Source organism: Lawsonibacter faecis (assembly GCF_014287675.1).
Taxonomy (GTDB): domain Bacteria; phylum Bacillota; class Clostridia; order Oscillospirales; family Oscillospiraceae; genus Pseudoflavonifractor; species Pseudoflavonifractor faecis.
This window is the reverse complement of sequence record NZ_JACOPQ010000009.1, coordinates 70757-87642: the sequence shown is the minus strand read 5'-3', so window position 1 is coordinate 87642 and position 16886 is coordinate 70757. Positions and strand designations below refer to the sequence as shown.

16 protein-coding genes are annotated in these 16886 nt (G+C 63.0%); 5 read left to right on the top strand and 11 right to left on the bottom strand.

All coding sequences use genetic code 11. The annotated features are described in order from the left end of the window. Window positions 1-6 precede the first annotated feature (6 nt). From pgsA to H8S62_RS12105, 8 genes are all read right to left on the bottom strand, one after another. The gene (pgsA, locus tag H8S62_RS12140; protein WP_186919555.1) at window positions 7-546 is read right to left on the bottom strand and encodes a CDP-diacylglycerol--glycerol-3-phosphate 3-phosphatidyltransferase; all 540 of its coding nucleotides are present in this window, start codon (window positions 544-546) and stop codon (window positions 7-9) included. A 159-nt stretch (window positions 547-705) separates the two neighbouring features. After that, on the bottom strand, window positions 706-1410 hold the full coding sequence (locus H8S62_RS12135) for a CvpA family protein (protein ID WP_155148658.1): 705 nt from the start codon (window positions 1408-1410) through the stop codon (window positions 706-708). Window positions 1411-1546: 136 nt separating this feature from the next. Then, on the bottom strand, window positions 1547-2740 hold the full coding sequence (locus tag H8S62_RS12130; protein WP_186919553.1) for a DUF5711 family protein: 1194 nt from the start codon (window positions 2738-2740) through the stop codon (window positions 1547-1549). 117 nt (window positions 2741-2857) lie between these two features. Continuing rightward, window positions 2858-3607 (bottom strand): tRNA pseudouridine(38-40) synthase TruA, encoded by a 750-nt coding sequence (gene truA / locus H8S62_RS12125; protein WP_186919551.1) that lies wholly within the window; start codon window positions 3605-3607, stop codon window positions 2858-2860. 104 nt (window positions 3608-3711) lie between these two features. Further along, window positions 3712-4518, bottom strand: a complete 807-nt coding sequence (locus tag H8S62_RS12120) for a CbiQ family ECF transporter T component (protein ID WP_173023838.1) — start codon at window positions 4516-4518, stop codon at window positions 3712-3714. Beyond that, a complete protein-coding gene (locus tag H8S62_RS12115) occupies window positions 4519-5385 on the bottom strand; it encodes an energy-coupling factor transporter ATPase (RefSeq protein ID WP_155148665.1) in 867 nt (288 codons plus the stop codon). Between the two features lie 105 nt (window positions 5386-5490). Then, window positions 5491-6336 (bottom strand): energy-coupling factor transporter ATPase, encoded by an 846-nt coding sequence (locus tag H8S62_RS12110; protein ID WP_186919550.1) that lies wholly within the window; start codon window positions 6334-6336, stop codon window positions 5491-5493. A 128-nt stretch (window positions 6337-6464) separates the two neighbouring features. Continuing rightward, window positions 6465-7331, bottom strand: coding sequence for a class I SAM-dependent methyltransferase (locus H8S62_RS12105; RefSeq protein ID WP_155148669.1), 867 nt, complete (start codon window positions 7329-7331; stop codon window positions 6465-6467). Window positions 7332-7524: 193 nt separating this feature from the next. Between H8S62_RS12105 and H8S62_RS12100 the strand changes: the two genes are divergently transcribed. Together H8S62_RS12100 and H8S62_RS12095 are read left to right on the top strand one after the other, a co-directional pair. Continuing rightward, entirely contained in the window at window positions 7525-8217 is a 693-nt protein-coding gene (locus H8S62_RS12100; RefSeq protein ID WP_186919548.1) for a hypothetical protein, read from the top strand. Between the two features lie 3 nt (window positions 8218-8220). Beyond that, entirely contained in the window at window positions 8221-8775 is a 555-nt protein-coding gene (locus tag H8S62_RS12095) for a Fe-S-containing hydro-lyase (RefSeq protein WP_173023839.1), read from the top strand. Between the two features lie 352 nt (window positions 8776-9127). Here the strand turns inward: H8S62_RS12095 and H8S62_RS12090 are convergent, their stop codons facing one another. The 3 genes from H8S62_RS12090 to H8S62_RS12080 form a co-directional block, all read right to left on the bottom strand. Further along, window positions 9128-10609, bottom strand: coding sequence for an N-acetylmuramoyl-L-alanine amidase family protein (locus H8S62_RS12090; protein WP_186919547.1), 1482 nt, complete (start codon window positions 10607-10609; stop codon window positions 9128-9130). 175 nt (window positions 10610-10784) lie between these two features. After that, window positions 10785-11651, bottom strand: coding sequence for a hypothetical protein (locus tag H8S62_RS12085; RefSeq protein ID WP_186919545.1), 867 nt, complete (start codon window positions 11649-11651; stop codon window positions 10785-10787). Window positions 11652-11824: 173 nt separating this feature from the next. After that, on the bottom strand, window positions 11825-14074 hold the full coding sequence (locus tag H8S62_RS12080; protein WP_186919543.1) for a hydratase: 2250 nt from the start codon (window positions 14072-14074) through the stop codon (window positions 11825-11827). Between the two features lie 159 nt (window positions 14075-14233). Here H8S62_RS12080 and H8S62_RS12075 point away from each other — a divergent pair, with 159 nt between their 5' ends. The 3 genes from H8S62_RS12075 to H8S62_RS12065 are packed head-to-tail and all read left to right on the top strand — an operon-like array spanning window position 14234 to window position 16787. Beyond that, complete coding sequence (locus tag H8S62_RS12075) at window positions 14234-15175, top strand: metal ABC transporter solute-binding protein, Zn/Mn family (RefSeq protein ID WP_186919542.1); 942 nt, start codon at window positions 14234-14236, stop codon at window positions 15173-15175. After that, window positions 15172-15939, top strand: coding sequence for a metal ABC transporter ATP-binding protein (locus H8S62_RS12070; protein WP_186919540.1), 768 nt, complete (start codon window positions 15172-15174; stop codon window positions 15937-15939). The genes H8S62_RS12075 and H8S62_RS12070 overlap by 4 nt, the downstream gene beginning before the upstream one ends. After that, window positions 15939-16787 carry a metal ABC transporter permease gene (locus H8S62_RS12065; RefSeq protein WP_186919538.1) on the top strand — a complete coding sequence of 283 codons (849 nt, stop codon included), beginning with the start codon at window positions 15939-15941 and terminating at the stop codon, window positions 16785-16787. The genes H8S62_RS12070 and H8S62_RS12065 overlap by 1 nt, the downstream gene beginning before the upstream one ends. The last annotated feature ends 99 nt before the right edge of the window (window positions 16788-16886 follow it).

Sequence of the window (16886 nt, the reverse complement as noted above, 5' to 3'; positions counted from 1 at the left end):
GGTAGGTTACTTGGTTTTTTTCTTTCCGAGCACGCTGAGGTAGATCCACAGGTAATAGAGAAACGCGGCCACAGTGAGGGCAAGGGCCACGGAGATCATGACGGTGGCCCAGGTCTTGGGGATGGAGGGGAAGAGGACCAGGGCGGCGCAGACGATGAAAAACACCCCCGTGGAGGTCTTGCCCAGCCAGTTGGCGGGCATCACGTCGTCGATCTTGTGGAACATGGACAGCGCGCCGACGCCCATGGCGGCCTCCTTGAGGAAGAAGATTACCACCGCCCACACGGGGATGATGCCCGCGGCGGTGATGCTGACGATTACCGTGAAGGTCATCAGCTTATCCGCCAGAGGGTCCAGGATCCGGCCCAGGCGGGTGACCTGGTTGAAGTGCCGGGCGATGTACCCGTCTGCGATGTCGGTGGCGAAGGCCAGCGCATAGATGCCGGCCGCCCAGTAGCGGGCCTCCGGGAAGGGCTGGAAGAAGACCACCGCAAAAATGGGCACCATGGCCAGCCGGAGGAGGGAGAGGGCATTGGGGACGTTCATAGGAACACCTTCTTCTAGAGTGAAAAGTGATATGTCATAAGTGAAAAGCGAATCGGTGCAGCGTCATAGGAAAACGTCCGCAGCTTGGTGAAATGAAGTGAAAAAGGCGCGGCTCTTTTCAAAAGAGAAGTTTGGCCGCCTTTTCCGTTTGCACATTTCTTAGATGCCCGTAATGAGCGTCATGGGATTGGTTGTCATAAAGAATTTGAGCAGATGGGTCTGTTCCACAGCCTCCTCGGGGATCAGGCTGCCCGAACAGCGCAGAAGCCAGGCGGCGATGAAGAGGATGATAACCGCCTTCACAAGCCCGATCAGCGCGCCGCCGGTCTTGTTGAGGGCGTTGAGCCCGGGCAGCCTGGTCACCAGATCCAGGGCGTGGGCCAGAAGGGTCCAGGCGATCATGATGAGCACGAAGCAGACCAGGAAGACCACCATATATGCCACCGACTGGGCGATGGCTGCCGCAACAGCCGCCGCGGCGCTGGCCGCCACGTCCAGCATGCCCTCGTTGACGGCCTTGTCGATGGAGCTGATCAGATCCTCATAGAGCCCCATGCCCTTGAGCACGTCCAACACGTCCTGGAGGGGAAAATCCTCGGGGGCGGCGGGAGCGGTCTCGCCGGGCTTCGGGGTGGAGTTGGCTATCTGCTCGTCCAGCTGGGCCTCGATGGCGGCGGCAAATCTGGGCTCCAGCGCCGCGCCGATTTTCGGAGCCAGGGAAGAGGCCAGGAAACTGGACCCCACGAAGGCCACCACCACGGCCAGCAGACCGCACAGGGAGAGGACGAAGCCCTTGGAGGCGCCGCGCCAGAGGAAGAGGAGCAGGACGGCCAGTATGACGATGTCGTAAACAAGATAGGACATAAGACCTCCAAGAAAGTAAAGTGTGAAAATAGTACGGCGCCTGGAAATCGGGCGCTGATCTGCCGCCGTCAGAACAATCAGCCGCCGGCAGGCGGCCATACCGCGCACAGATCAGCCGCTGCGCCTCCCGTTTGCTCTAATTCGGAACGTACAATCTCGCCGTGTCGCTGGCAATCAGCAGCGCAGTGCCGTCGCTGCGCATAAGAACCTTTCGGGCGCCCTGGATGCCCGCCACACTGCTGTAAAGAGTCATATCCGAGGTGTAGATGTCCAGCCGGTCGGCGGTGAGAACGGCGATATACCGCCCGGCGGCGGAGAGGGAGAGCACCTGCTCGTTCATGGGCATAGAGACGCCGGCCGTCCCCGTGTCGTCTATCACCACCAGATCGGACAGGGTGCCGGCCCGGTACTTGCCCAGAAGGGCCACGGCAAAATCGTCTCCGCCCAATGAAAATTCCTTTAAGTAGCGTCCGCCGAAATCATAGGATCCGGTCAGAGCGCCGTCCTTGCCTGCCAGTGCCACACCGCTGTCGCCCAGGGCCCAGAAGCCCGCGCTGCTCTCCTGGAAATCCAGGACCACCATGCTGCCCAGCAGGCAGGAGGCGTCGGCCTCGGTCTGCTCCTCGGTGCGGTCCAGGGCATAGAGGGAAAAACGGCTCTGGAAGCCGGCGTCCCCCTGACCGATGGTGATGGTGGCGAGGGATTTGTTGTCCGCCGTCACCACCGCGTCCATGATGAAGCTGCTGGAGAGGTTGAGCCGGAGGACGGGGGCGTAGTCGGCGTTATACACCGTTACGGAGCCCTTGTAGCCGGTGGCCTGGGTGGTCACCGCCAGCCAGCCTGAGGGATTGACCCGGGCGGAGAGCAGGGTTTTGCCCGCGTCCAGCGTCAGGGAGAAAATCTCCTCCTTGTTCTTGAAGACGAAGAGGGAGCGGCCGCCCGCGTCGTAGACCAGTCCGTAATTCCCGGCGGAGGAGACCACAGGATTCTCCAGCGCGGCCTGCTCGTCCACGTACTTGACGCCGCTGCCCGAGAAGAGGCGGTAACTGGTGGAGGAGGCGGTGAGCAGATTTTCCCCGACTGCGGCAAAGCGGTCGTAGACCTCGCCCCCGTGCACGAAGGACTGGGCCTGGCCGCTGTCGTTGCGCTCCAGGCTGCGGTAGGTAAACCACCGGCGGAACACGTCGAAATTCAGCTTGTCCCGGTAGACCACAAGGGTCACCGCGCCGAACATCAGCGCAAGGGTCACCAGAAAAGCCAGCAGCCGTACAAAAATATTCGGTTTTTTCCTGACCGGCTTATCGTCCGCCGGCGGCTGCTTGTCTCTCATATGTATGCACCTTTCGGAAAATGAAGAATGAAAAATAAAAGAGGCTCGCCCCGAAAAATACATCGGATGGGAGGACCGGCTTCAAAGCTGTTTTTGATTGACGCTTTCTTCTCCCGTTTATAAAACGGCTTCCTCGTACCACAGCTTCGTCATGTAGAGTCCCCCGGGGGGAGAGGTCGGACCCGCGGCGGTGCGGTTTTTGCCCGCCAGAATGTCGGAGACGGCCTCGGGTGGAAATTTGCCCTCGGCGGCGTAGACGCAGGTGCCCACCATAGCCCGCACCATGTTGTAGAGAAAGCCGTTGGCACAGACCCGGCACTCGATCATATCGCCCGTGCGGGAGATGTCAAAGTAGTGGACCGTGCGTACCGTGGAGCGCACGTCGGTGCCCACGGTCTGGACGGCGGCGAAATCGTGGGTGCCTACAAAGCGGTCCGCCGCCGACTGCATCACTTTTTCGTCCAGATACTTGGGGTAGAACCACACCCGGTTTACAAAAAAGGCGTTGCGGATGCGGGAGTTGTAGATGCGGTAGGTGTACTCCTTCTTCAGGCACGAGCCGATGGCGTTGAAGTCCCCGCCCACTTCGGTGGCCCTGGTCACGACAATGTCGTCGGGCAGGCGGGTATTGAGCGCCAGAGGCAGGCGGTCGCAGGGGATGGTGGAACTGGTGTGGAAATTGGCGATATACACCTCGGCATGGACGCCTGCGTCGGTTCTGCCCGCACCCACGCATTTGACGCCGTGGCCCACCACCGTGGCGATGGCCTTCTCCAGCGTCTCCTCCACGGACACGGCGTTCTTCTGGATCTGCCAGCCGTGATACGCCGTTCCGACATACATCAGCTTTAACGCTATATTTCTCATAGAACCTCGCAGCACTTATTCTAGCGCAATATTTGTGATAAAGAATGAAACTTTCATTAGAGTTTTCTTAAATTGTAAAACAGCGTTATGAAAGTCTCAGGGTCTTACAGCCCAAAATGCCCCAGCACGCCCACGCCCGCGCAGAGGAGCAGGCCGCCCGCGATGCCCACGATATCCGGGGTCTTGTACTTGAGCTGGCGCAGGCGTGTGCGGCCCTCGCCGCCGTGGTAGCAGCGGCACTCCATGGCGATGGCCAGCTCGTCCGCCCGGCGGAAGGCCGAGATAAAGAGGGGCACCAGCAGGGGTATCAGAGCCTTGGCCTTGTCCAGCAGATTGCCGGTATCGAAGTCCGCGCCCCGGGCTTTCTGAGCGGACATGATTTTGTCGGTCTCCTCAATCAGGGTGGGGATGAACCGCAGGGCGATGGACATCATCATCGCCAGCTCATGGACAGGGACGTGGAGTTTTTTGAGGGGCCCGAGAAGGTTCTCCAGCCCGTCGGTGAGCAGGATGGGGGAGGTGGTGTAGGTCAGCAGGAAGGTGCAGATGATGAGCATGGAGATGCGCAGCACCATGAAGACCGCCGCCCAGATGCCCTGGACGGTGAGCTTGAGGAAGCCCCACTGCCAAAGAATGTCGCCGGGCGTCCAGAAGAGGTTCAGAATGCCGGTGATGATAATGATGAACAGGATGGGCTTGAGCCCCTTGAGAATGACCTTGAGCTTTACCCTGGAGACGGCGATGGCGGCGGCCAGCACCAGCAGCAGAATTCCGTACCCCGCCAGCTGTTTGGCGAGGAAGAGGGCCACGATATAGATGACGGTAAGCAGAATCTTTGTCCGGGGGTCCAGGCGGTGGAGAATGGAATTGCCGGGGAAGTACTGGCCCAGGGTGATGTCCTTCAGCGCCACTTACACCGCCCCCTTTCTCTTCAAAACGTCCAGGAAGGCGGCCTTGGCCTGCTCCATGGTGTAGACCGTGTCGTCCACATCCACACCCAGCCGGCGCAGCCGGTGGAAGACCCGGGTCACCTGGGGCACGCCCAGGCCCATGGCGACCAGCTCCTCCTCGTGGGCGAAGACCTCCCGGGGGGTGCCGGAGAAGGGGATGCGGGCGTCGTCCACCACCACGAGGCGGTCCACCGTGCGGGCCACCTCCTCCATGGAGTGGGAGACGATAATGATGGTGGCGTTTTTGGCCACATGGTAGTCGTGGATATTGCGCAGGATATCGCTCACACCCACGGGGTCCAGCCCGGCGGTGGGCTCATCCAGAATGAGGACGGAGGGCTCCATGGCGATAACCCCCGCGATGGCCACACGGCGCTTCTGGCCGCCGGAGAGCTCAAAGGGGGACTGCTCCAGAATTTCGGGCCCGAGGCCCACGAATTCGGCGGACTGGCGGACCCGGCGGTCAATCTCCCCATCGTCCAGCTTCATGTTTTTGGGTCCGAATGCGATGTCCTTATACACCGTCTCCTCAAAGAGCTGATACTCCGGGTACTGGAATACCAGGCCCACCTGGAAGCGGGTCTGGCGGGTGCGCTCCTTGCTCTCCCAGATATCCTGCCCCTCAAAGAGAACCCTGCCGGAGGTGGGCTTCAAAAGGCCGTTCAGATGCTGGATCAGGGTGGATTTCCCCGACCCGGTGTGACCGATAATGCCCAGGTACTCCCCCCGGTAGGCGGTGAAGTCCACGTCGACCAGGGCGAAGCGCTCGAAGGGAGTGCCCGCCGAATAGGTGTGACAGAGTTTTTCCGTTTGGATGATAGGCTCCATAGTTCACGTATCCTTTATGATTGATGGTGCATCCCCGCAGGTGACGCCCGAAGGACGGCGGCCCGACGGCCCGCTATAAGGCCCGACCATATCGGGCCGGACAAGTCACTTTAATATTTGGTAGAGCGCCTGTGCGCACTCCTCGTCCGAGATGGCGTCCAGCGGGACGTCCAGCCCCTCCCGGCGCAGCTCCCAGCACAGCTCCACCGTCTCCGGGACGGTGAGGCCCACGGCGCGCAGCTCCTCCACCCGCTGGAAGACCTGCCTGGGGCTGCCGTCGGCGATGACCTTGCCCTTGGCCATGACCACCAGCCGGTCGGCCTGGGCGGCCTCGTCCATATGGTGGGTGATGAGGACCACGGTCATGCCGTACTCCCTGTTGAGCAGGCGGATGGTCTTCAAAACCTCGTCCCGGCCGATGGGGTCCAGCATGGCGGTGGGCTCGTCCAGCACCACGCATCGGGGCCGCATTGCGATGACGCCCGCGATGGCGATGCGCTGCTTCTGCCCGCCGGAGAGGAGGTGGGGCGCATGGGCGGCGTACTCGCTCATGCCCACCATGGCGAGGGCGTCGTCCACCCGCTTACGGATTTCCGCCGGGGGCACGCCCAGATTCTCGGGGGCGAAGGCCACGTCCTCCTCCACCACGTTGGCGACAATCTGGTTGTCCGGATTCTGGAAGACCATGCCCACGGTGCGGCGGATGTCCAGCAGATCGGCATCCTCACAGGTGTCCATACCGTCCACATACACCTTGCCCCCGGTGGGGAGCAGAATGGCGTTCATGTGCTTGGCGAGCGTGGATTTGCCCGACCCGTTGTGGCCCAGGACGGCCACGAAGGAGCCCTCTTCGATCTCCAGATCCACCCCGTCCAGCACCACCGGGGAAAGCCCTCCCTCGGCGGCGTAGGCAAAGCGGAGATGTTCGGTTTTAATGATGGCGTCAGACATATCGTTACCTCTTCATATAGATAAAACAGAAGAACAGAAGAAAGAGTAAAAAAGCGCTGGGGCTGCGGAGCGCCGCAGTGAGAGACGCCGTTTCCGGCGGCACAGCTTTTTCGCCCTGAGTGTTCTCGTTACCTGTCCGCCCTCCACCGTCCAGTGGCGCCGCAGGGGAGAACCAGCCCGGTATCAGTGACGGGAAGGCCCAGCTCGCCGCTCTCGGTGCGGCCGCCGTGGCGCTTTGTGACGATGCTCTCCAGAAGATAGGTGAGCACCGACGGGGCGAGCCCCGTGGTGTAGGAGTTGATGATGAAGAAGAGCGGCGCGTCGGAGAGCACCCCCGCCACCAGCTCCACGAAGGGGTAGAGGTTCTCCTCCAGCTTCCAGATCTCGCCGGAGGGGCCGCGTCCGTAGGAGGGGGGGTCCATAATCACCCCGTCGTACCGGCGGCCCCGGCGGATTTCACGCTCCACGAACTTGCCGCAGTCGTCGATGATCCATCGGATGGGCGCGTCCTCCAGACCGGAGGATTTGGCGTTCTCCTTGGCCCAGGCCACCATGCCCTTGGCCGCGTCCACATGGCAGACGCTTGCCCCCGCCGCGGCACAGGCCACGCTGGCCCCGCCGGTGTAGGCGAAGAGGTTCAGCACCGAAACGGGCCGCCCGGCTTTCCGGATCTGCTCGCCGGCCCAGTCCCAGTTGGCGGCCTGCTCGGGGAAGAGGCCGGTGTGTTTGAAGTTCATGGGCTTGATGTTGAAGGTGAGGTTCCCGTAACCCACGGTCCAGCGCTCGGGGAGTTCTTTTTTCTCCCACGCCCCGCCGCCGGTGGACGAGCGGGCGTACCGCGCGTCGTGCCGCCGCCAGAGCGGATTCTCCCGGGGCGTATTCCAAATGGCCTGGGGATCGGGCCGCACCAGGGTGTATTTCCCCCAGCGCTCCAGCTTTTCGCCCCGGCCGCAGTCAATCAGTTCATAGTCGCGCCACTTGTCAGAAGTCCACATATCCACTTCTCCATCTTATCCAATGTCAATCGTAGTATTATATCATTTGGGGTTTTGCGCGTCAATTATAATAAAGCAGTATGGCGTGGGGGAAAAAACAGAAAACATTGTGTTATTTGCGGCGTTATGATAAAATGCAATCGAATCATCAGCGGGGGCATACGCCCCAGACATGAGAGACGAGGTGTTCCGTATGAGCGTACAGCAGTTCCGAAGCGCCGCCTTCGGCGGGTTTAACAAGCAGGATGTGCTGAACTATATTGAGACCACGAACCGGGAGCATGCCGCCGCAGTGGAGAGCCTGAAAAAGGATCTGGAGGAGGCGAGGACCGGGACCGCCGGACTGGAGGAGCGGGCCGCCGCCGCCGAAAAGCGCGCGGATGAGGCCGCCGCCCGGGCCGAGCAGCTCTCCGGGAACCTGAGGGCCTGTGCCGCCAGCCTGGAGCTGGCCAGGGCCGAGGTGGAGGAGAAGGCCGCGCGTCTGGAGGAGGCCGAGGCCCGCACCACCCATCTGTCTGAGCGGCTGGACCGGCTTGTGCCCGCCGCCGAGGCCTACGAGGACCTGAAGGACCGCACGGCGGGCATTGAGCTCAACGCCCACCACCGGGCCCAGAGCATCGTCACCGAGGCGGAGCAGCAGGCCCGGCAGATCCGCGCCGCTCTGGAGCAGTGGATCGGGCGCGTCCAGGCCGGGTATGACCGCCTGCGCACCGATGTGGACGCCACCATCGCCCACGCCGACGGGGAGCTGGAGCGGGTGCGCAAGAGTTTGACGGCCATCTCCGCAGAGTTTGCCGAGCACGACACGACACTGGAGGAGCTTCTGCGCACCTACCGGGAGGAGGGCCCCAAGGCCCCCAAGCCCCTGCCGCTGGACGGTGAGTGAGCGGTGGAGACCGCGCGGAGGCTGAACACGGCGGAGCTGCCCGCCGCGATCCCCCGGCTGAGGGCGGGGGACAGGGTGCTGCTGTCGGGGACCGTCTATACCGCCAGGGACGCGGCGCATAAGCGCATGCTCGCCCTTCTGGATGAGGGGAAAGCGCCACCCTTCCCCCTGGCCGGGGCGGTAGTTTACTACGCCGGTCCCACGCCGGGGCAGCAGGGCATGGCGGTTGGGGCCTGTGGGCCCACCACGTCCAGCCGGATGGACAGCTTCACCCCCCGGCTGCTGGATTTGGGGCTGGCCGCCATGATTGGCAAGGGGCAGCGCTCGGCAGAGGTCATGGAGGCCATCGTCCGCAGCGGCGCGGTATACTTCGCAGCCGTTGGCGGCGCGGGCGCGCTGATTGCCAGGTGCATCGAGTCGGCGGAGGTCGTTGCCTTCGGGGACCTGGGCTGCGAGTCGGTCAAGCGGATGACCGTGCGGGATTTCCCGCTGACGGTGGCGGTCGACTGCCGCGGCGGGAACCTCTATGAGACCGGCCGGGCGGCATACGCGCGGTAGCGCGCGTTCAGGCAGCCGCGCCCTGTGGGGTTTGCAGCCCTTACATACAAAATGCTAAAAAAGGAGTGCGGGGCCGCATGGCCCCGCACTCCTTTAGACCGTGAAAAAAACCCTGCGCAGAGAAGCCTCGCAGAGTTCCGCCGTCCGCGGACGGCGGAATATAGTTAGAATCCGTCATTTCTGGGGACATGCGCCTCAGAAATGACACTTCTCATGACGGATAGGGCGACTTTTTCCAAAGAAATCGAGACCTATCCGTCATGCAGCTTGCTGTCAAAGAAGCGCCGAGGGGCTTCTTTGACAAGCTGAAAGGAGTGCGGGGCCGCATGGCCCCGCACTCCTTCTGCAATTCTCAATTAGTATTCAAATACCGTACGATGCCCTCGCAGATGCCCTTGACCAGCTTGTCCTGATAATCGCTGTCGTTGAGCTGCATCAGTTCGTTGTGGTTGGTCATGAAGCCGGTCTCCACCAGCACGGCGCACATGTCGGTCTCCCGCAGGACCACGAAGTCCGCGTCCCGCACGCCCTTGTCCTTGGCTCCGGCGGCCTGGCACATGGGGGCCTGGATGGCCTGGGCCAGCCGCTTGCCCCGCCCGCTGGAGGGGTGGTAGTAGGTCATGGCCCCGTAAATCTCCGGGTCTTCGTAGGCGTTGGCGTGGATGGAGACGAAAATGTCGGCCCCCACGTCATTGGCGATGTCGGCCCGGTCGTAGAGGTCCATATACACGTCGGTGGTGCGGGTCATCACCACGTTGTAGCCCTGCGCCAGCAGCAGGGCCTCCAGCTTTTTGGACATGGCCAGGGTCAGGTCCTTCTCCTTGATGCCCTCGTACACCGCGCCGTCCCGGCTGCCGCCGTGACCCGCGTCGACGACCACCGTCTTCTTGGTGGGGTCGATGGGGGTGGAGGGGACGAAAACCTCGTCGTCCTCCCGGTCGGCGTCGGTGAGGAAGGTGGTGAGGAGCAGCCCCTCGTCGGTGGCCTCAATGGTCACGTTCTTGGAGAAGGTGATGCCCTCTTTGAGGTCCAGCACCACCCGGACGGTCTTCTCATACTCCGGGAAGAGGTCGTCGTCGTGCTGGGCGTACCGGACGGTGGTGATGAGGTCGTTGTCCACCGAGATGGTGCCGGGGAAGCCGGAGGAGAGCTCCGCGCCCAGCAGGTCTACCACCACCCGATCCTCCATGTCCAGCACCTGGTACTCCGGCGTGCGGTCGGTGGCGATGAGGACGGTCTGGCGGTCCGAGTCGGCCACCACGCGGGTGATGAAGGTGTTCTCACTCGCGCTCTTGGTGATGGAGGCGGTGTAGGTCTCCTGGTCCCATTCCACCGTGCAGCCCAGCTGTTCGGAGACGAAGCGGATGGGCACCATGGTACGCTCCACGGCCTTGCCGCCCACCATGCGCTTCACCACGTAGGCGCTCACACCGTCAGGCAAGGCAACCTCCTTGCCGTTCACCAGGGCGGTGGGGGAACCCAAGGTGAGGACCACCGTGTTCAGCCCCTTGCGCAGAATTACCTGATTGGTGCCCTGGGGCCACAGAACGGTGGCCCCCAGCGGCTCTCCCACCGAGCGGACGGGCACCATGGTCCGGCCGTATCCGTCGATAACCCAGGCCAGTGCCGGCACGTCGGCCGAGAGATCCAGGGGCTTGCCGTCGAAGACAAGATTGACCACCTCGGCGGTTCTGGACTCGTACTTTCCCAGGGACTCGTTATGTACCTGGATGTCGATGACGCCGTTGGGCCCCGCAGCCCGGGCGGGCAGGAGGGAGGCCAGCAGCGCGAGCAGCAATAGGAAGGATGATACCTTTTTTCGGGCGTTTTTCATAGGCGGCGCTCCTTTTGTCACATTCCTTTCTATTCTAGCGAATCGGAGGGGATCCGTCAATGGAGCGGCGCAAAAAAGGTTGACATAAATTTTGGATTTCTTTCCGTCATCTTCCCCAAGCCTGAGAGGGTGGAGGGGCCGGAGACTGATTCCGGCACGTATGCCTGCGGCCTGGTCAGAGCTGCTGAAGCAGGCGGAAGATATGGGGGTTGGCCCAAAGGCCGAACGCGAGGCTGACGGCGTTTGCGCACAGGGCGTAGGAAACCCGGCGGCCCCTGGTATGCCCTTTGAGCTTCATGGCGCAGACCACCGCCTCGGCGATGAAGATGGGGACTTCGGCGAGAATCATCATGAGAAAGGGGTAGCCCCGGTCGCCGCTGCCGATATACTGTCCGGCCATGCACCAGGTGAGGAACGCCTGGGTGACCAGATTGAGGAGCAGAAAGACCTTCCGGTTTTTCCGCCAGTCAAAGCGGAAAAGGAGCAGGATAACGCCCTCGATGAGTAGTGTGGGGATGCAGGTACATAGAAACTGAATCAGGTACGCCAGCCACACCGGGGTTGCGTAGGCAATGCGGTTGGCGGCATAATCGTAAATAATCGTGGTGTAGTAGGCGTCGCGGTGGAAAATTTGATCGGTTGCCCGGAGGCCCGAGGCCGAGGACACAGCAATGCGGAACTCCCTGGGGAGACTGTAGACAGAGAAGGCGTGGACCATCATCTCCCCGGAGGGCGTACCCGCCAGATCGCCTTGCCAATAGCCATGGCTGCTCCACGCCACTGAGGGCCACCAGTCCTCCGTGTGCAGGGAGAAAAGCCCCTCCAGCAGTGCGGGGTCGTACTCATAAAAGCCGTCTGGGAAACTGTTCCATGGGCGCTCGTGAATGAGCAGATCCAGATAATACTCTCCGTCCGGGGCGTTTTTTACCTTGACGGTTAGGATGGGGTCCGGCATGGCCGAGTTGGCCGAGGCGGCGGTGGGGAGCGCGATTATCGCCAGAAGAAACACACAGGCGAACAGGGAGGATAGACGCTTTTTCATCAGTAACTCCTTTCAGGCAGGGGAAAACAGGACGCGGCTATCCGCTTCCCCCTGCCTCTGCTGTGTAAGCTTCCTGTAAGTGATTCAGTCCTGCAGCGATATGGCTTCAGCCTTAAAAAACGTGACATATGCCAGGATTGCCGCGCCAATGCGGCGCGGCAATCCTGGCTCCATCATTTTGCGTAATAGTTGATTAAGCACCCGGCCAGCACAATATCCCGCTCTTCTCTGGTCATGGAGGGAAGCCGGAGCTTGACGGGGCGCGCCTGACCATCCTGGATGAGGACGGCCTCCACGATCTCGGACATGGAATCCAGGGCCTTGCGGACGCCGGGAATCCAGAGGCGGTCGCCGCTCTGGATGTTCCAGGCGGCCACGTCCTCCGCGATGAAGGGCAGCATCCCCCAGTTGACCACGTTGGAGCGGTACCGTTTGGTGGCGTACTCGGCGGCCAGGTTGGCGCAGCCGCCCAGCACCCGCTGGCAGGACGCGGCCTGCTCCCGGGCGGAGCCGTCGCCGGGCTTGAGGGCCATGATGAAGGACCCCAGGCCCGTGGAAGCGCCGTCATGGCCCAGAAGGGCCTCCTGGACCTCGGGGTCGGCGGGGTTCTCCCGGCGCTTCCGCTCCAGGGCCAGCACCGCCTTGGCCCGGGGCACGTACTGGGGGTCCTTCCGGGAGAGGGCGAATTCGCTGAGGCGCAGGGGGTTGGAGCGGTAGGAGGAGGTCTCGCCGGAGGGAATGAGCTCGTCGGTGGTGGTGACGGCGTCGTAGATGGCGGCGCAGGCGGTGAGAAGCAGATTCTCCGGCAGGGCCACCTGCTCGGGCCAGTCGGCGATATTGGGGCCGAAGACCAGCTCGGCGTCGGGCCGGGGCTTGCCCACGCCGAAGTAGACCCGGGCGCGGTAGGCGCTGTCGTCGTAGTGGTAGGGCTCGCGGGCGGCGTCGACGGGCACGTCGGGAAGCTCAGTGGCGGCGGTCAGTACGCCGCCGTTGAGGGCGGTGGCGGCGATGCTGCGGGCGTCCATCAGGGCCACGTAGCTCACCTGGCCGTCGCTGGGCTTGGAGCCCTCCCGGTTGGGGAAGTTCCGGGTGGAGTGGCGGATGGAGAAGGCCCCGTTGGCGGGCACGTCGCCCGCGCCGAAGCAGGGGCCGCAGAAGCAGGAGCGGATGGAGGCCCCCGCCGCCATGAGGGAGGCGATATAGCCGTTCTTCGTGAGCTCCAGGTTGATGGGCATGGAGCCGGGGTAACAGGACAGCCAGAAAGCGTCGGAGCCGATGGGCTGGCCCTTGAGAATTTCCGCCGCCCGGACCAGGTTCTGATAGGTACCGCCGGAGCACCCGGCAATGACGCCCTGGTCGGTGTGGAATTGGCCGTTGACAATTTTCCCCGTCAGGGAGGGGGCGCCGTTTTTGAGCTCCAGCTGGCGCACCGCGTCCTCCTCCACCTGGCGCAGCATATCGGCCATGTTGGCCTTGAAGTCCCGGATGGTGAAGGCGTTGGAGGGGTGGAAGGGCAGGGCGATCATGGGCTCCACAGCGGAGAGATCCACCTCGATGAGGCCGTCATAGTAGGCCCCGTCGGCGGGGGCCTGCGCCCGGAACTGATCGCCCCGGCCCAGAACGTCCAGGTGCTCCTTCACGATGCCGTCGGTGGACCAGATGGAGGAGAGGCAGGCGGTCTCGGTGGTCATCACGTCGATGCCGGAGCGGTAGTCCATGGAGAGGCTTTCAACGCCGGGGCCGAAGAACTCCATGACGGAGTTCTTCACGGCGCCGATTTGAAAGGTGGCGCCGATGAGGGCCAGGGCCACGTCCTGGGGGCCCACGCCGGGGCGGGGGGCGCCGGTGAGGTGGATGGCGATCACCCTGGGATATGCGATGTCGTAGGTCTTGGACAGGAGCTGGCGGGCCAGCTCGGGGCCGCCCTCGCCGATGGCCATGCAGCCGTATGCGCCGTACCGGGTATGGGAGTCGGAACCCAGGACCATCCGGCCCGGCGCGGCGTACCGCTCCCGCATATAGGAGTGGATGACGGCCTGATGGGCGGGGACGAACTCCCCGCCGTACTTCTTGGCGGCGGAGAGGCCGAAGACATGATCGTCCTCGTTGATGGTGCCGCCCACCGCGCAGAGGGAGTTGTGGCAGTTGGTCAGCACGTAGGGCAGGGGAAACTCCGTGAGGCCCGAGGCCCTGGCGGTCTGGATGATGCCCACGTAGGTGATGTCGTGGGAGGCCATGGCGTCGAACTTGATTTTCAGGTCCGCCATGTTGTCATAGGTGTTGTGGGCTTTGAGAATGCCGTAGGCCATGGTGCCCGACTTGGCTGCCTGGGGGGCGGGAAGCCCGGCGGCCGGGCCGTCCTGTTCGGGGACGAATGCGCCGTTTTTATAGTACACGCCCGACTGGGTCAGTTTGATGCTCATGGACGTACCTCCGTTTTCTTTGGATTTACTAGATATCATACCAAATCGGGGGGAAAAGTGCAATACACCGATCTATCTATTTTACAAACTGCCGGAGATGGGATATAATAACTTCATCTGTCCACAGCAAACAGCTTTTGAGCAACTCCGAGGTGCAATGTGAAAAGAACTCTTGCCGCCGGCCTGATGGCCGGACTTCTCCTTCTCTCAGCCTGCGCGGGCCCCGCGGGGAGCGGGGAGGAGGACCACACCTTTACCGTGGCCGCCATGACCTACCCCGTCTACCTCTTCGCCTCCCGCGTGATGGAGGGGGCGGAAAACGCCGTGGCGGAGGCGGTGGTGAACCAGCCTATGAGCTGCCTCCACGACTATACCATGACCGTTACCGATATGAAGAATCTCCAGGGGGCGGACATCCTCCTCCTGAACGGGGTGGGACTGGAGGACTTTATGTCCGCCGCCATCGACGCCAGCGGACTTCAAACGGTGGACTGCTCCGTAAACGTGCCCCTCCTTCACTACGGGGAGGACAGCGGAGAGCATGAGGAGCATGACCACGACGGCCACGACCACGGCGAGTACGACCCCCACATCTGGATGGACCCGGACCGGGCAGCCGTGATGGTGGGCAACATCGCCGCGGCCCTCTCCGCCGCCGACCCGGGCAACGCGCGGCTGTACGAAGCCAACGCGCAGGCGTATCAGGAGGAACTGACCGCCCTGGCCGCGGAGCTGCGCCAGCAGCTCGCTGGCCTCGGACGGCGGGAGCTCATCACCTTCCACGAGGGCTTCGGCTACTTTGCCGACTCCATGGGCCTGACGGTTTTAAAGGCCATCGAGGAGGAGGCGGGGAGCGAGGCCAGCGCCAGGGAGATTGTGGAGATTGTGGACCTCATCAGGGAACACGATCTGCCCGCCATCTTTACCGAGCAGGGCGGCTCCGACGCCACCGCCCAGGCTGTCCGGCGGGAAACCGGGACGGAGGTCCGCCAGCTCACCATGCTGATGAGCGCCGACGGCGTACCCGAGGGGGCGGACGACCCCTACCGGGCGGCGCTGGAGTGGAATGTGAACACAATTTTGGAGGCGCTGGGTGAATGAGAAAACCAAAGCATGACAGTAAGGCCCCCGGCTGCAGCGGCGCGTGCTGCCTCCGGGTGGAGGACATGGGGGTGGATATCGGCGGGGCCGACATCCTGCAGCACGTGAATTTCCACCTCCACTGCGGTCGGATTGTGGCCCTCATCGGGCCCAACGGCGCGGGGAAGAGCTCCCTCTTCAAGGCCATTTTGGGACAGATACCCCACACCGGGACCATCGACTTCCAGCGGGCGGGGGGAAAGCGCACCCGCCCCCTCATCGGCTACGTCCCCCAGTCCCCCGCCTTTGACCGGGGAGACCCGGTAAGCGTCTTCGACTTCTTCTCCGCCGCCGTCTCGGACTGGCCGGTCTTCCTGCCCACGCCGAAGAAGCTCCGGGCGCGGGTGGCCGATTGCCTGGAGCGTGTTCACGGCGGCGACCTCATCGACAAGCGGATGGGGGCACTCTCGGGCGGCGAGCTCCAGCGGGTGCTCATGGCCCTGGCCCTGGAGCCCCTGCCCCATATCCTGATTCTGGACGAGCCCCTCTCCGGCGTGGACATTGACGGCGAACGGCAGCTGCTGGACATGCTGGACGAGATCTGCTCTCAGTACGATCTGTCCATCCTCCTCTCCACCCACGACTTCGCCACTCTGGAGGAGTACGCCGACCAGGTGATTCTGCTTAAAAACACTGTGCTCCGAGTGGGGGCGCCCGCCGAGGTGCTGGCCTGCGACGAATTTAAGGAGGTCTTCCACCTGGACCTCAAGAGGGGGGTGGGCTGATGGATTTCTGGTATTGGCTGGTGGGCCTGCTCCCGTTTGAATGGGCCGTCCCCGGCGGGATGTACTTTATGAAGAACGCCCTGCTGGCGGTGCTGGTCATCTCGCCCCTCTTCGGGCTGCTGTCTACCATGGTGGTGCAGAGCCGAATGTCCTTCTTTTCCGACGCCCTGGGCCACTCCGCCTTCACAGGCATGGCCATCGGGGCCATTGTGGGCTTTATCGATCCCATGTGGTGCGCGGTGCTCTTCGCCATTCTCTTCGCGCTCCTCTTCACCTTGGTGCGGCGCAGGACCAATATGGCCAGCGACACGGTCATCGGCGTTTTCTCGTCCACCGCCGTGGCTCTGGGCATCTTCCTGGCGACACTGGGAGGGAAGAGCTTCACCAAGTTCAACAATCTCCTCATCGGCGACATCCTCAGCGTGGAGCCCGCCAAGATTGCCCTCCTGGCCATGATTCTGCTGGTGGTGGCGGTCCTCTGGGTCTGCTCGTTTAACGGCCTGATGCTCTCCGCCGTCCATCCCGCCCTGGCGGACAGCCGGGGGGTAAAGGTCTTTTGGCAGGAGGCGGTCTTCTCCGCCGCCATCGCCGTGGTGGTGACGGTCTCCATGACCTGGGTGGGCCTGCTGGTTATCAACTCCCTGCTGGTGCTCCCCGCCGCCGCGGCCCGGAATCTGGCCCGGAACCAGCGGCAGTACCACCTGTTTTCCGTGCTGGGGGCGGTGGCCGCCGGCGTGGCGGGGCTGATGACCTCCTACTACGTCGGCACCTCCGCCGGCGCATCCATCACGCTGTATCTGGCCCTCTTCTTTGCTGTGACCTTTCTTTTCCGCAGAAAGCGGCAGTAGGGGGCGGACTTTAGCCCGCCCCCACTGCGGCTGCGCGGCGTCCTGGCGGACGGGGACCTGTCCGCAGCCGATCCCCCGCGACTGATTCGCTCTTACTTG

Bases quoted from the DNA above. Each gene is read 5' to 3' on its own strand.
- H8S62_RS12085 (WP_186919545.1), bottom strand. From the start codon at position 11,651: ATGAAAAAGCGTCTATCCTCCCTGTTCGCCTGTGTGTTTCTTCTGGCG.
- H8S62_RS12080 (WP_186919543.1), bottom strand. From the start codon at position 14,074: ATGAGCATCAAACTGACCCAGTCGGGCGTGTACTATAAAAACGGCGCA.
- H8S62_RS12065 (WP_186919538.1), top strand. From the start codon at position 15,939: ATGGATTTCTGGTATTGGCTGGTGGGCCTGCTCCCGTTTGAATGGGCC.
- H8S62_RS12130 (WP_186919553.1), bottom strand. From the start codon at position 2,740: ATGAGAGACAAGCAGCCGCCGGCGGACGATAAGCCGGTCAGGAAAAAA.
- truA (WP_186919551.1), bottom strand. From the start codon at position 3,607: ATGAGAAATATAGCGTTAAAGCTGATGTATGTCGGAACGGCGTATCAC.
- H8S62_RS12135 (WP_155148658.1), bottom strand. From the start codon at position 1,410: ATGTCCTATCTTGTTTACGACATCGTCATACTGGCCGTCCTGCTCCTC.
- H8S62_RS12115 (WP_155148665.1), bottom strand. From the start codon at position 5,385: ATGGAGCCTATCATCCAAACGGAAAAACTCTGTCACACCTATTCGGCG.
- H8S62_RS12070 (WP_186919540.1), top strand. From the start codon at position 15,172: ATGAGAAAACCAAAGCATGACAGTAAGGCCCCCGGCTGCAGCGGCGCG.
- pgsA (WP_186919555.1), bottom strand. From the start codon at position 546: ATGAACGTCCCCAATGCCCTCTCCCTCCTCCGGCTGGCCATGGTGCCC.
- H8S62_RS12090 (WP_186919547.1), bottom strand. From the start codon at position 10,609: ATGAAAAACGCCCGAAAAAAGGTATCATCCTTCCTATTGCTGCTCGCG.
- H8S62_RS12100 (WP_186919548.1), top strand. From the start codon at position 7,525: ATGAGCGTACAGCAGTTCCGAAGCGCCGCCTTCGGCGGGTTTAACAAG.
- H8S62_RS12110 (WP_186919550.1), bottom strand. From the start codon at position 6,336: ATGTCTGACGCCATCATTAAAACCGAACATCTCCGCTTTGCCTACGCC.
- H8S62_RS12105 (WP_155148669.1), bottom strand. From the start codon at position 7,331: ATGTGGACTTCTGACAAGTGGCGCGACTATGAACTGATTGACTGCGGC.